The organism is Streptomyces sp. NPDC054765 (genome assembly GCF_053612065.1).
In genome coordinates this window covers 1-13,105 of record NZ_JBSHBP010000076.1, presented here as the reverse complement: position 1 = coordinate 13,105, position 13,105 = coordinate 1, and the positions used below count along the sequence as shown (strand labels likewise).

Below are 13,105 nucleotides of genomic sequence, written 5' to 3'. Positions count from 1 at the left end.
CGCCGTGGCCGGACGCGCCGAGCGGACCGAAGCCTCCCCCGCGGGTAAGGGGCGACCACCGGGAGCGCCTCTTCCCGCCCTGCCGCCCGCCGCGCCCCCGCAGCATGCTTTACTGCGCCGCGTGGCCCCTACAACGACCTCTGAGAAGAGCGGAATACCCCCGCGTTCCCGGATATTCGCCGATCTGACCCCGCTGCGCGTCTCCCCGGACTACCGTCGTCTGTGGTGCGGCAACACCATCTCCTGGATGGGCCAGCAGATGACCGCCCTCGCGGTCTCCCTGCAGGTCTACGCCCTGACCCGCTCCACCTTCGCGGTCGGCCTGGTGGGCCTGTGCTCACTGGTCCCGCTGGTCGTCTTCGGGCTGTACGGCGGTGCCATCGCCGACACCGTCGACCGCCGCAAACTGGGCCTTGGCAGCGCCGTGGGCGCGACCGCGATGTCCGTCACGCTGGCCACCGCCGCGCTCGCCGGATACCACGAGGTCTGGCTCCTCTACACCGTCGTCGCCTGCCAGGCCGTCTGCTTCGCCATGAACTCACCGGCCCGTACGTCGATGATCCCGCGGCTGCTGCCCACCGAACAGCTGCCTGCCGCCAACGCCCTCAACTCCCTGACCAGCAACCTCGGTCTGATGGGCGGCCCGATGCTGGGCGGTGTCATCGTCGGCCTGTGGGGCTACCAGGCCGCGTATCTGATCGATGTGCTCGCCTTCAGCGGCTCGTTGTACGCGATGTGGCGGCTGCCGTCCATGCGGCCCGAGCAGGGGGAGGGGCCGCGGCGCCGGGCCTCCGTACTGGACGGCCTGCGCTTTCTCGCCACCCGCCCGAATCTGCGGATGACGTTCTTCTCGGACCTGGCGGCGATGGTGCTCGCCCAGCCGCGCGCACTGTTCCCCGCGGTGGCGGTGCTCTGGTTCGCCGGGGACGCCAAGACCGTGGGCCTGCTGGTCGCCGCGCCCGCCGTGGGCGCCGTACTGGGCGGGCTGTTCTCCGGCTGGCTCGGTGGGATCCGCCGGCACGGCCTGGCGATCCTGATCGCGGTGGCCGCCTGGGGCGCCGCCATCGCCTGCTTCGGACTCTCCCGGCAGCTGTGGCTGGGTCTGTTCTTCCTGGCCGTGGCCGGCTGCGCGGACACCGTCTCGATGGTGTTCCGCAGCACCATGCTGCAGGCCGCGACGCCGGACGCGATGCGCGGCCGCCTCCAGGGCGTCTTCATCGTGGTGGTCGCCGGCGGGCCGCGGCTGGGCGACTTCCTCGCCGGATCGGTGGCCGATCTGACCTCCCCGGCCACCGCGGTGACCGGCGGCGGCCTGGCCTGCGTCCTGGTGGTGGCCGGCCTGGCCATCGGCCGCCGCGCCTTCGCCCGCTACGACGCGCGGGACCCGCAGGCTTAGGGCGGTATGAGGGACCCGCAGGCTCAGGGCGGTAAGAGGTGAGCGGCCTCAGGGGTAACAGGAAGCGCAACGCTGTCGAACGTCCGGCCCCGGTCGTGACCGGAACCGGATTCCGGTCGTGACCGGAGCGCCAGGAGCTGTCTGATCAGATCCGCCGGCTGACCTCAGGAGGCCGTGCAACCTCTCCGCGACCCCGGTGGGACAGCGCGAGTGCGCCGCCCCTGCCCGGGGCGTGATCGTCGTCGTGGGTTTGCGGCTCGGGCTCAGACCAGGGTGGAGAGGCAGAACGGGTGGCCGGCGGGGTCCAGCAGGACCCGCCACCGCTCGGGGTCCGGCTGGAATTCGGGCTCGGCGGCCCCCAGCGCGAGCAGCCGGGCCTGGGCGGCATCCAGGTCATCGACGCCCAGTTCGATGTGCGCCTGCTTTTCCTGGGACGGGTCCGGCCAGCTGGGACGGCGGTAGTCGGCCAACCGGTTGAATCCCAGTCCGGCCGAGCCCTCCTGGCCGAGCAGGACGAAATGGTCGGTGGCGAAGACGACGGGCAGGCCGAGGACCTCTCCGTAGAAGCGGGCCAGTTCGGCGGGGTCCGGGCAGTCGAAGGTGACGGCCGAGTAGCGGAAGGCGGGTGCGGAGATGTTTTCCGTGTTCATGGCCCGGACGCTAGGACATGACCAGGACAGATCCGGTCCTGGTCATGGGGAGCACTTCAGCAGTGTGATCACCGCATCCGCCCGCCTGCTGCGACGGGCAGTCTCTTACGCCGCCCCGCGACCGTGCGCAACACGTCCGCGGCAATCCGCCTCGCGCCGGGGCCATGGACGGGCGAAACTCGGGTACGGGGGCTCATGTGCCACTAGCCGTCTCAGTCTGGAGGCCAGCAGTGCAGCGGCAACCGCATACGCGCAGTGAGCGCTCGCCCGACCGCGATCCGCAGCCCACGCCCCCGGATCCGGGAGGCCCCCCGCCTGTCCCGGACCCGCTTCCCGGCCCCCCGGGCCCGCCTGGGCAACCGGACCCCATCCCGCCGGAACCGTCGCCGATACCCCGTCCGCCCGGACCCGATCCCGACCCGGTCCCGGAGCCGTCCCCGGCTCCGTCGCCGCTCTCCTAGGAGCCGCCCGGACCCTTCGCCCGTATACCGCGGGTACCCGCCCCGCACCACCAAGGAGGTGCTGATCATGGCGATCGCCACGGTCAACCCGGCCACCGGCGAGACCCTGAAGACCTTCGACGCGCTCAACGCGGGCGAGATCGAAGACCACCTGGTCCGGGCGGACCAGGCCTTCCAGGAGCACCGCAGCACCAGCTTCGGCCACCGCAGGGAACGGATGCTCGCGGCCGCCGATCTGCTCGATGCCGACCAGGACGGCGTCGCCCGCACCATGACCACCGAGATGGGAAAACCGCTGGCCCAGGCCCGCGCGGAGGCCGCGAAGTGTGCCAAGACCATGCGCTGGTACGCGCATCACGCGGAGGCGCTGCTCGCCGACGAGCACCCCGACCCCGCGGACGTCAGCGACTCCGGCGCGATCCGCGCCGTGGTGCGCTACCGCCCCCTCGGCACCGTCCTCGCGGTGATGCCCTGGAACTTCCCGCTCTGGCAGGTCGTACGGTTCGCCGCGCCCGCGCTGATGGCCGGTAACACCGGGCTGCTCAAGCACGCCTCGAACGTGCCGCAGACCGCGCTGTACCTGGAGGAGCTCTTCCGCCGGGCCGGTTTCTCCGAGGGCTGTTTCCAGACCCTGCTGATCGGGTCCGGGGCCGTCGAGGACGTCCTGCGCGACCCGCGGGTCGCCGCCGCCACGCTCACCGGCAGCGAGCCGGCCGGCCGCGCGGTGGCGTCCGTGGCCGGCGACGAGATCAAGAAGACCATCCTCGAACTCGGCGGCAGCGACCCGTTCATCGTCCTGCCCTCCGCCGACCTCGACAAGGCGGTCCGCGTCGGGGTCACCGCGCGCGTCCAGAACAACGGACAGTCGTGCATCGCGGCCAAGCGGTTCCTGGTGCACCAGGACATCTACGACGCCTTCGCCGAGCGGTTCACCGACCGCATGGCCGGGCTGACCGTCGGCGACCCGATGGACGAACACACCGACGTCGGGCCGCTCTCCAGCGAACAGGGCCGCTCCGACCTGGAGGAACTCGTCGATGACGCGGTCCACCAGGGCGCCACCGCGCTGTGCGGCGGCCGGCGACCGCCCCGGCAGGCCGCGGGCTGGTACTACGAGCCGACGGTGCTGGCCGGCATCACCCCCGGGATGCGTATCCACCGTGAGGAGGCGTTCGGCCCGGTTGCCACGCTCTACCGTGTCGCCGACCTCGATGAGGCGGTGCAGCTCGCCAACGACACGCCGTTCGGGCTCAGTTCCAACGCCTGGACCCGGGACCTGGGAGAACAGGAGCGCCTCGCCCGCGATGTGCAGGCCGGCGGGGTCTTCTTCAACGGGATGACCGCCTCCCATCCGGGCCTCCCCTTCGGCGGGGTCAGGCGTTCCGGATACGGACGGGAGCTCTCCGGGCACGGCATCCGCGAGTTCTGCAATATGACGACGCTCTGGTACGGACCGGAGGACTGAACCGGGCGCCGGACGAGCCCCCTGCGGGCGCATGCGCCGGAGCGGTTTCCGTCGTGGACACGAGGGTGTACGTTCCGGTCAGGTCGAGCCGGCCAACGGCCAGGTTGGTCGGCTCGGCCACTTGCCGCCGCGGCGCGACATGCATTTCCCGTGCCCTGCGCCGAGTTGACGCTTCCTCATCATCGTGACGGCGACGGGGAGTTCAGCGCCCCGTGTGCCGTCATGGCAACGACGGAGAGTTCAGTGCACGACGGAGAGTTCAGTGCACGGTGTGCTGCCCGTCCGGTACCGCGAACTCACACCACAGTGCCTTGCCCGCCCCGCGCGGTTCGGCGCCCCATTCGTCCGCCAGCGCCTCGACCAGCATCAGCCCGCGGCCGGAGGTGGCGGTCTCGCCGGGGCTGCGGCGCCGCGGCCACCGGCTGGAGCGGTCCTCGACCTCCAGCCGGATCCGGCGCGGGGTACCGGGCAGCAGCTCCATGGAGACCAGGGCACCGCTCTCGGTGTGGGTCAGCGCGTTGGCGATCAGCTCGGAGGCGGCGACCTCGATGTGGTGCATGACGGCGCCCGCCCGCCACTGGTCCAGTGTGCGGCGCAGCGCGGAGCGGACCTCCGCGGTGCCCGACGGGTCGGCCTGATGGACGTGCAGCCGCAGCCGCGGGGTGGTGGCGGCCCCGGACCCGGGCAGCCGTTGCAGCAGCAGGAGGGCCATATCGTCCTCCGAACCGGGGTCCGCCCACAGATGGTCCGAGAGCCGGTCGGCGAGCGCCTCCAGCTCCGTGGGCCCGGTACGGACCGCCGAGGACAGTGCGTCGATGCCCGACGCGATGTCCTGGCCGGGCTGCTCGACCAGGCCGTCGGTGCACAGCAGCAGGGTCGACCCGGGCTCCAGGAACAGCTGGGTCTCCGGGAAGTGGTCGTGCCCGAAGAGCGTGGCCAGACCGAGCGGCAGCCCACCGCGGACCTCGGGCCAGTCGATGTGCCGGGAGCTGTCGCTGATCAGCGGGCCGAGATGGCCCGCCCGTGCGAGGTGCAGCGCCCCGGATTCCAAATCGGCCTGGATGTAGGTACAGGTCGCGAACCGCTCGGTGTCCAGCTCCGCCAGAAAGCGCGAGGCCCGTACCAGCACGGTCTCCGGTGAGTGCCCCTCGCCGGCGTAGGCGCGCAGCGCGATGCGCAGCTGGCCCATCACGGCGGCCGCATGGGTGTCATGGCCCTGTACATCGCCCACCACCAGCCCGGTCCGTCCCTGGGGCAGCGCGATCACGTCGTACCAGTCGCCCCCGATGTCCCGCCCGACGCTCGCCGGGTGGTAGCGGACGGTGATCGCGCCGCCCTCGATGGACGGCAGCCGGCGCGGCAGCATCGTGGCCTGCAGCCCCGTCGCGAACTCCCGCTCCTGGTCGAAGAGGGTCGCCCGCTGCACGGACTGCGCGACGACACCGGCCAGCGCCAGCGCCAGGTTCCTGGCCTCCGGCGACTGCACCGCCGGCTCGGTGTTGAACAGCCCCAGTGCCCCGATGACGGTGTCCTGCGCGATCAGCGGCAGGAATGCGGCACTGCCGGTCGGCATCACCTCGGTATACGGGCGCAGCCGCGGATAGCGGGCGATCAGCTCACCGCGGGTGCTGAGGAAGACGGGCCGCCGCGAGCGCGCCGCGTCGGCCAGCGGCAGGGTGTCGTCCAGCCGTGAGGTCCTCATGTCGTCGGGCACCTCGCCCGCCAGCCCGGCGGTGGCGATGATCTCGAAGCGGTCGTTCTCGACCAGGCCGAGGACCAGTCCGTCCGCGCCGAAGCGCCGGGCGCCGCCGGCTCCCGTGAGCACCCGGGTCACGTCCTTGACGGACAGTGCGCGGGCCAGCGCGGCGGTGGTCTGCTGCACCATCACGGTCTGCCGCTGCCGCTCCTGCTGCAGCGAGCGCAGCAGGGCGGAGTCCGCCAGCTCGCTGGTCGCCTCCCGGACGATGCCGATGATCCGGTACGGCACCCCGTCCGCGGTGTGCAGAATCCGCCCCTGGGCGTGCGTCCAGCGCTGGGTGCCGTCGCGGCACTGGACCCGGAAGTAGGCGCCGTAGGACGAGTGGCCGTCCAGCAGGGCCTGGGAGAGGGCCTGGTCCAGCCGTCGGCCCTCCTCCCGCGGCACCCGGGTGACCAGGGACGTCGGCGCGCCGTCGTACTCGTCCGGGCACAGGTCGAAGACGTCCATGGCGCCGGGGTCCAGGTGCATGAAGCCGCGGTCCAGATCCCAGTCGAAGGTGCCCATCCGGTTGAGCGAGAGCCGCTCGCGCAGTCCGATGGGCTCATGGTGCGACACCCCGGGAGTGTCCTCCTCGACGAGGCGCCGGTCCCGGTCGGCCCAGGGGCCGTAGTCCTCGTCGAAGGGGCCGACGGGCGCATCGGTCATGGCGCGCCACGCCTCGCGGCCCGGGGGCACGGGGGATGCGCCGGTGTACGCCGACGGCGGCGGCGCAGCGGGGCGGCGGCCGGCGGCGCCGGGCCGAGCCTGCCTCGTGCCCACGGTCGCGGGCCGTTGACCGGGGCCGATATCCACCGGAACGCGGCCATGCGATCACCCTAGGCGCGGGCCGGAAAACCCGCATTTCCGGTGCGCCGGATGCCGTCCGGGGGTGCGGAGGACGGGTGAAGGAGCCGACGGAGGCACCGTGCTGCCCGTCCTGCGCACCCCCGGCGGAGGGTGCGCGGCCGGACGGGGAACACGGGCCGGGAGTTGCGTCGTCCCGGTAACTCCCCCGCCGTCAGGCGTGCGCCCGCGCCGGCGCCGCGACCGGCCGGGTCTGCTGGGCGCGGTGCCGCAGGGTGGCCTTCCGCGTTGCCACATCGACGGTGTACGCATCGATGGTCAGCCGTGCGCCGGACACCTTCAGCACCATGAACCCGTGGTCGGAGAAGTTCTGCCAGGCCGCCGGATTGCCGAAGTGCGCCTTGCCGTCCTCTGTCTTGGCCGACGCACCGCACACCACCTGCCGGGTGCCGCCCGTACGGGCCGTCGGCTCCAGGATCTGCAGGGTGTGGTCGTGACCGGACAGGATCAGATCGGCCCGTCCGCACACCACCTTCTCGTACATGTCCTTCAGATGGACGCCACTGGTGTAGTTCCCGATCTCGAAACCGTCATAGGAACCGGCGCTGCCGTGCTTGCCGTTGTTGAGATACGGGTGGTGTCCGATCACCACCTTCCAGCGGGCCCGCGAGGCGCGCAGCGCACCGTCCAGCCAGCTCCGCTGCTCGCGCATGTACGGCCCGTCCCACCGGAAGTACGGGTCGAGCTGGGCGACGTACGACGACCAGGGAATGGTGTCGATCGCGAAGAACTCCACCAGCGGATCAGCGGCCGGCAGCGGCACGCTGTAGTAGCGGCTCGGCATGTACCAGCGTCGCGAGGTGGTCGCATAGGCGACCTCGCGGTCACCGCGCGACGGGTCGCTGCCGCTGCCGGGGATCAGCCCCGAGCAGTCGTGATTGCCCAGCACCATCAGCCATGGCACATCGATACCGCTGTTCGGCTTCTCGAACTTGTCCTGGAACTCCGAGTCATGGGCGGACTCCGGCCCGTTCTCGTAGATGTTGTCGCCGAGCCCCACGGCAAGGCCGACGCCCTCGGCCGCGCAGATATCGCGCGCGGCGGCCGCCACCGCATACTGCGCCTCGTCGCCCGTCCCCGCATCGCCGGTGACCAGGACGGCGAACTCGCCCCTGCCGTCGGGGTGTTCGGGGAACGGGAAGGCTCCCGGGGCCCCGGGACGGGGCGCGGCGGAGGCGGGCGACTGGGCCGGCGAGGGCAGCACCGCGAGCGCCGCGCCGGCCATCGCGCCACCGAGCAGCGTCCGCCGGTTCACCCACTGCGGAACCCGCCCCGTCGTACGCATCGACGGCCCCCCGGCCGTCGCCGCCGATCCGGCCCGCAGCCACTCCTGCTCGGTCATGTCCGCCTGCGGCGGGATCAGTTCTTCTTCACACATGCCTGGTTTTCTTTCACGATCAGCAGAGGTGATGGTGACGAAATGATGAAGCCGGGGTGGACATATGGCGGTCGTGAGCCGCATTGCTACGCGTCGGTAACAAAGCGTGTTTCAGGGGTCATCAGGGGGTGAGCGGATCGCCGGACCACGCGGTGAGAGCCTGTCTCGGGCAGCCCCGCTGCCGCCCCGCCCCGGGATCCGGGGCGGACCGTTCTTCCGGCGCAAATTATCGGAGGTGTGTGAGGCGGCGGAGCGTCCGGCCGAGATGGCGGACGTACTGACGCTGGAAGACGGGGACCAGCGGTCCGGCGAGGCGGGTGACCGTATGGGCGGGACGGCTGAAGGCGGTCACGGTGAACCACACCGAGCCATCGGCGCGCAGCTCGGCGACGAACGCCTCCTCGCCGCACTCGGGATGTCCCTTCCGGGCCCCGTATCCGAAGCCGATGCGGTCCTCCTCGGCCACTGTCCACACCACGGTGCACGGCGCCCGCAGCCGCAGCGGGCCGAGGCCCAGCGACACCTCGACGCCCACACCCGGCGCGGCGCGCGGGGCGTCGGCCCGGACCCGGGTGCCTGCCGCGCGGTGCATCCGGAAGGTGGTGATCGCCTCGCCCGCCGCGGTCAGCACCGCCCGCCCGTGGCCGATCGGCAGCTCCTCGTGGAGATGGTGATAGCCGGGCGGCAGCGGGGTGCGCCGAGTGCCGCCCTGCTCGGGGTAGTTGAGATCGCTCATGGGGGGCGGCTCCTTGGGGCCGGGCGGGCCGGGCGGATGGCCCGGGGGAGAGGGACGGTACGCGTGGATCCGCAGGTGATCAATGAAGCTCACCAACGAAACGATCGTCCGCGCGTGGTGTTCCCACCGGATGCCCCGGCCCTCGCCGAGGCCGGGCGGCGGCCTCCCGGGTTCCGGTCCGGCACCTACGGGCTGCCGTCCGGCGCCCCGTGCCGCCCCGCCCCCGCGGCAAACCGTGCCGCACCCTCCCCCGATTCGGCCAGCACCGACTGCCCGTAGCGGAACTCCTCCGCCATCGCCGACGCTTCGTCCCGGCCCTCCTGGTCCAGCAGACAGGCGCGGTCGCTGCGCAGACACGCCTGCGGGAAACGGGCGATCTCCGCCGCCAGCAGCTCCGCCTCCGCACGCGCCGTCCCGGTCGGCACCACGCGATGGACGAGACCGATGTCCAGCGCCTCCGCGGCCGGGACCGGACGCCCCGTCAGCACCAGGTCCATCGCCCGGCCCGCGCCGATCAGCCGCGGCAGCCGGACCGTACCCCCGTCGATCAGCGGCACGCCCCAGCGCCGGCAGAACACCCCGAAGACAGCGTCCTCCTCCGCCACCCGGAGGTCGCACCACAGCGCCAGCTCCAGACCGCCGGCCACCGCATGACCGGCGACCGCCGCGATCACCGGCTTGCCGAGCCGCATCCGCGTCGGCCCCATCGGCCCGTCCCCGTCCGGCGCCACCCGGTTGCCGCGCTCGGTGCCGATCGCCTTGAGGTCGGCGCCCGAGCAGAACGTCCCGCCCTCGCCCCACAACACCGCCACCCGTGCGCCGTCGTCCTCGTCGAACTCCCGGAAGGCGGCGGCCAGTTGTCCGGCCGTCGCACCGTCCACGGCATTGCGGGACGCCGGCCGGGACAGCACCACCGTCGTCACCGGCCCGGCGCGCTCCACCCGTACGGACATCAGACCCCGCCCCCGGCCGCACCCACGTCGGCCGTCCCCGGCCGGGCGCGCTCCAGGATCGAGGCCAGGTCGGCGCCGGCCGGCAGGGTGCCGAAGGCGTTGCCCCACTCCCCGTCGAGCCGCGAGGCGCAGAACGCGTCGGCCAGGGCCGGGTGGCTGTACCGCACCAGCAGGGAGCCCTGCAGCACCAGCGCCATCCGCTCCGCCAGCGACCGCGCCATCAGCTGCGCCCGCTCCGGGTCGGCGAGCCCGCCGAGCAACTTGCGGATCCCGGCCACCGCCGCGTCCAGCCGGCGGTCGGCACCCGCCGCGGTCTCCACCTCCGCGAAGAACGCGTCCAGGGCGGCCGGCTCCTTGCCCAGTGCCCGCAGCACATCGAGCGCGGCGACATTGCCCGAGCCCTCCCAGATGGACAGCAGCGGCGCCTCCCGGTAGAGCCGCGGCATACCGGAATCCTCGACGTAGCCGTTGCCGCCCAGGCACTCCAGCGCCTCCGCCGCATGGGTGCTGCCCCGCTTGCACACCCAGTACTTTCCCGCCGCCAGTGCCAGCCGGCGCAGTGCCGCCTCGCCGGCGTCCCCGGCCTGCGACCGGTCCACCGCCGTCGCCAGCCGCATCCCCAGGAGCGTCGCCGCCTCGGACTCGACCGCCAGATCGGCGAGCACCGAGCGCATCAGCGGCTGGCGGTCCAACTCCCGTCCGAAGGCCTGCCGGTGCGCGGTGTGGTGCAGCGCCTGCCGCAGTCCCGCCCGCATCCCGGCCGCCGACCCCAGCACACAGTCCAGCCGGGTCATGTTCACCATCTCGACGATGGTCCGCACCCCCCGGCCCGGCTCGCCGACCGGCCAGCCCACCGCCTCGTCGTACTCGATCTCGGAGGAGGCGTTGGAGCGGTTGCCCAGCTTGTCCTTGAGCCGCATCAGCCGCATGCCGTTGCGTGTGCCGTCCGGCAGCACCCTCGGCACCAGGAAACAGCCGAGCCCCTCCGCGGTCTGCGCCAGCGCCAGGAACACATCGCTCATCGGCGCCGAGGTGAACCACTTGTGGCCGGTGAGGCGGTAGGTGCCGTCGCCGGCCGGGACCGCGGTGGTGGTGTTGGCCCGTACGTCGGAGCCGCCCTGCTTCTCCGTCATCGACATGCCCGCGATCAGGCCCGACTTGGTCAGCGGCGCCCGCAGCCCGAAGTCGTAGCTGCGGGCGGTGAGCAGCGGCTCGTACTGCGCGGCGAGTTCCGGTGCGGCGCGCAGCGCGGGGACGGCGGCGTACGTCATCGAGACCGGGCAGCCGTGCCCGGCCTCGGCCTGCGACCAGACGTAGAACTTCGCGGCACGCACCAGATGCGCCCCGGCGCGGTCGTCCGCCCAGGGCGCGGCGTGCAGTCCGTGCTCCACCGCGACGGTCATCAGCTGATGCCACGCCGGGTGGAAGTCGACCTCGTCGATGCGGTGTCCGAAGCGGTCGTGGGTGTGCAGCCGGGGCGGCTGTTCCTCCGCCCGGCGCGCCTGTTCCTGCACCGCCGCGGAACCGGCCAGCGCGCCGAGCTCGGACACTTCCCGGGTGCCCCACTCGGCGCCGTCCCGGCGCAGCGCCTCCAGCAGGGCCGGCTCGTCCGCCGTACTGAACCCGGTCAGCGGCGGTGCCTGATTCACGACTTCATGGGTGACGGTCATACATCGACGTTACAGAACTGGAACAGCCGTGGGAAGGCTGTAATGCCCCACGTCGGCATCGCTAGAATTTCGTGCACATATGAACGACGACGTCACCGGCACCTCCGACGAGACCGAAGCCGCCGCCCTCGTGCCACGGCCGCTCACCGCCCGCTCCATCGTGCTGAGCACTCTGCTCGGCCATCACCCGCCGCGGCTGCCGGCGCGTGCCCTGGTGCGGGTCGGTGAGCTGTTCGGTATCGCCGAGGGCACCGTCCGGGCCGCGCTCTCCCGCATGGTGGCCGCCGACGACCTGCGGCAGACCGACGGCTCGTACGCCCTCACCGCCCGTCTGCTGGCGCGCCAGGCCCGGCAGGACGAAAGCCGCTCACCCAGGACCCGGCCCTGGAGCGGAGACTGGGAGATCGCCGTCGTCGCCACCGCGGAACGCCGTCCCGCCGCCGAGCGCACCGCGTTGCGCCAGGCCATGGCGGCGCTGCGGCTGGCCGAACTCCGCGAGGGCAGCTGGCTGCGCCCCGCCAACCTCGACCGGGTCCGGCCCGCCGTCGTCACCGCGCAGTGCACCTGGCTCACCGGCTCCCCGGACGGCGACCCGGCCGCCCTCGCCGCCCGGCTGTGGGACCTGTCCGGCTGGGCATGCCGAGCCCGCGCCCTGACGTCCGCGCTGGCCCGCGCCACCACCCCCGCCGACCGCTTCACGGTCGCGGCCGCGGCCCTGCGCCACCTCCTCTCCGACCCGCTGCTGCCCGCCGAACTGCTCCCCGAGGACTGGCCCGGCAGCCAACTCCGCCGGGACTACGCCGCATTCGAGACCGAGCTACGAGATCTGCTGCGGCAGTACCTGGCCGGGTAGGGAGGGCGGGTCAGTTGGATCCGCTACCCGGACAGGGCTGCGTAGCCGATTGCGATGGAAAGGCTCACACCTGCAGTCCGGGAGGAAATCCGGTCCAGCGCAATTCGGCAGGCAGATGCCGCATGTCGTTGTAGAAGAGGACCGATGACGGCCTGCCGGGCGCATAGCGGATGACTGTCAGGGCGGCGTTGCCCTGGTTGAGGCCGAGCCAGCGCCACTTGGGGGCGTCCGTGGCATGGCGCACCAGCCAGCCGACCAGGAAATTGTGCGTGACGACGAGCTCGTGTCGTTCTTTCTCGCCGCTCACCGGGCCGGTGAACTGATCCAGGGCCTGACGCGCCAGTACCGGACCGCGTTCGCGTTCCTCGGCGGTGAACTGGTCGAGGAAACGCAGGAGGAAGTCGGCGCAGTCAGGTGGCAGTTCGTCCCGTTCCGGCAGGTGCGGAACATAGTCCCCGGCGATATCGGAGACCTGCAGGGGGACTTCGGTCAATTGCTCGCCGATCAGGCCTGCAGTCTGCGCTGCCCTGGGGAGCGGGCCATGGTGCACGACCGAGATAGGGCTGTCGCGTAAGCGTTGGCCGAGCAGGGCTGCCTGCCGACGGCCATTCTCCGAAAGCCCGCTTTCGTCCGGAACCGCCTCGCCATGCCGGACGAGGTAGAGGTACCGGGTGGCTATTCCCGTCATCTGCCGGACTCCTTTGAAGCTCATCACGATCTTGCGTAGTCCCGGGATGACGTCATCTTCTCGGGGCCTGGTTCCCCACGCCGCTGCGGTCGATGATCGGTGAGGGTGACACGCAACGGAGCCGAGGCCGATTACAAGGTCAACTATCCGAGCCGAGCCACTAGGGCCTGTGTGTGGTTGTGATCAACCTTCGGGTTCCGTCCCCGCATGGGGACGGAACCCGGTAGGAAGCTGGGTGTGACGCGCAGGCAAC

General features: G+C 72.0%; 10 protein-coding genes. 3 read left to right on the top strand and 7 right to left on the bottom strand.

The genetic code is table 11. The features are described 5' to 3' along the window. Window positions 1–121: 121 nt before the first annotated feature. Window positions 122–1,396: an MFS transporter gene (locus ACWGJY_RS32410; RefSeq protein WP_453264446.1), complete on the top strand. Its 1,275-nt coding sequence runs from the start codon at window positions 122–124 to the stop codon at window positions 1,394–1,396. 263 nt (window positions 1,397–1,659) lie between these two features. Here the strand turns inward: ACWGJY_RS32410 and ACWGJY_RS32405 are convergent, their stop codons facing one another. Continuing rightward, window positions 1,660–2,046: a VOC family protein gene (locus tag ACWGJY_RS32405; RefSeq protein ID WP_453264445.1), complete on the bottom strand. Its 387-nt coding sequence runs from the start codon at window positions 2,044–2,046 to the stop codon at window positions 1,660–1,662. 528 nt (window positions 2,047–2,574) lie between these two features. Between ACWGJY_RS32405 and ACWGJY_RS32400 the strand changes: the two genes are divergently transcribed. Next, entirely contained in the window at window positions 2,575–3,972 is a 1,398-nt protein-coding gene (locus ACWGJY_RS32400) for an NADP-dependent succinic semialdehyde dehydrogenase (RefSeq protein ID WP_453264444.1), read from the top strand. A gap of 259 nt (window positions 3,973–4,231) precedes the next feature. On the opposite strand, the gene ACWGJY_RS32395 is transcribed toward ACWGJY_RS32400, so the two are convergent. The 5 genes from ACWGJY_RS32395 to ACWGJY_RS32375 form a co-directional block, all read right to left on the bottom strand. Further along, complete coding sequence (locus ACWGJY_RS32395) at window positions 4,232–6,376, bottom strand: SpoIIE family protein phosphatase (RefSeq protein WP_453264443.1); 2,145 nt, start codon at window positions 6,374–6,376, stop codon at window positions 4,232–4,234. Between the two features lie 352 nt (window positions 6,377–6,728). After that, complete coding sequence (locus ACWGJY_RS32390) at window positions 6,729–7,952, bottom strand: metallophosphoesterase (protein WP_453264442.1); 1,224 nt, start codon at window positions 7,950–7,952, stop codon at window positions 6,729–6,731. A gap of 226 nt (window positions 7,953–8,178) precedes the next feature. Continuing rightward, on the bottom strand, window positions 8,179–8,688 hold the full coding sequence (locus ACWGJY_RS32385; RefSeq protein WP_453264441.1) for a DUF1990 family protein: 510 nt from the start codon (window positions 8,686–8,688) through the stop codon (window positions 8,179–8,181). Between the two features lie 185 nt (window positions 8,689–8,873). After that, entirely contained in the window at window positions 8,874–9,641 is a 768-nt protein-coding gene (locus ACWGJY_RS32380) for a crotonase/enoyl-CoA hydratase family protein (RefSeq protein ID WP_453264440.1), read from the bottom strand. Beyond that, window positions 9,641–11,311: an acyl-CoA dehydrogenase family protein gene (locus ACWGJY_RS32375; protein ID WP_453264439.1), complete on the bottom strand. Its 1,671-nt coding sequence runs from the start codon at window positions 11,309–11,311 to the stop codon at window positions 9,641–9,643. Before ACWGJY_RS32375 ends, ACWGJY_RS32380 begins: the two co-directional genes overlap by 1 nt. A 79-nt stretch (window positions 11,312–11,390) precedes the next feature. Here ACWGJY_RS32375 and ACWGJY_RS32370 point away from each other — a divergent pair, with 79 nt between their 5' ends. Beyond that, window positions 11,391–12,164: a PaaX family transcriptional regulator C-terminal domain-containing protein gene (locus ACWGJY_RS32370; protein ID WP_453264438.1), complete on the top strand. Its 774-nt coding sequence runs from the start codon at window positions 11,391–11,393 to the stop codon at window positions 12,162–12,164. A gap of 64 nt (window positions 12,165–12,228) precedes the next feature. On the opposite strand, the gene ACWGJY_RS32365 is transcribed toward ACWGJY_RS32370, so the two are convergent. Continuing rightward, a complete protein-coding gene (locus ACWGJY_RS32365; protein ID WP_453264437.1) occupies window positions 12,229–12,852 on the bottom strand; it encodes a histidine phosphatase family protein in 624 nt (207 codons plus the stop codon). Window positions 12,853–13,105: the final 253 nt, after the last annotated feature.

What these genes read in the sequence shown, in the direction of transcription:
- ACWGJY_RS32405 (WP_453264445.1), bottom strand. Translation starts at nt 2,046, where the DNA reads ATGAACACGGAAAACATCTCCGCACCCGCCTTCCGCTACTCGGCCGTC.
- ACWGJY_RS32400 (WP_453264444.1), top strand. Translation starts at nt 2,575, where the DNA reads ATGGCGATCGCCACGGTCAACCCGGCCACCGGCGAGACCCTGAAGACC.
- ACWGJY_RS32395 (WP_453264443.1), bottom strand. Translation starts at nt 6,376, where the DNA reads ATGACCGATGCGCCCGTCGGCCCCTTCGACGAGGACTACGGCCCCTGG.
- ACWGJY_RS32390 (WP_453264442.1), bottom strand. Translation starts at nt 7,952, where the DNA reads ATGTGTGAAGAAGAACTGATCCCGCCGCAGGCGGACATGACCGAGCAG.
- ACWGJY_RS32385 (WP_453264441.1), bottom strand. Translation starts at nt 8,688, where the DNA reads ATGAGCGATCTCAACTACCCCGAGCAGGGCGGCACTCGGCGCACCCCG.
- ACWGJY_RS32380 (WP_453264440.1), bottom strand. Translation starts at nt 9,641, where the DNA reads ATGTCCGTACGGGTGGAGCGCGCCGGGCCGGTGACGACGGTGGTGCTG.
- ACWGJY_RS32375 (WP_453264439.1), bottom strand. Translation starts at nt 11,311, where the DNA reads ATGACCGTCACCCATGAAGTCGTGAATCAGGCACCGCCGCTGACCGGG.
- ACWGJY_RS32370 (WP_453264438.1), top strand. Translation starts at nt 11,391, where the DNA reads ATGAACGACGACGTCACCGGCACCTCCGACGAGACCGAAGCCGCCGCC.
- ACWGJY_RS32365 (WP_453264437.1), bottom strand. Translation starts at nt 12,852, where the DNA reads ATGACGGGAATAGCCACCCGGTACCTCTACCTCGTCCGGCATGGCGAG.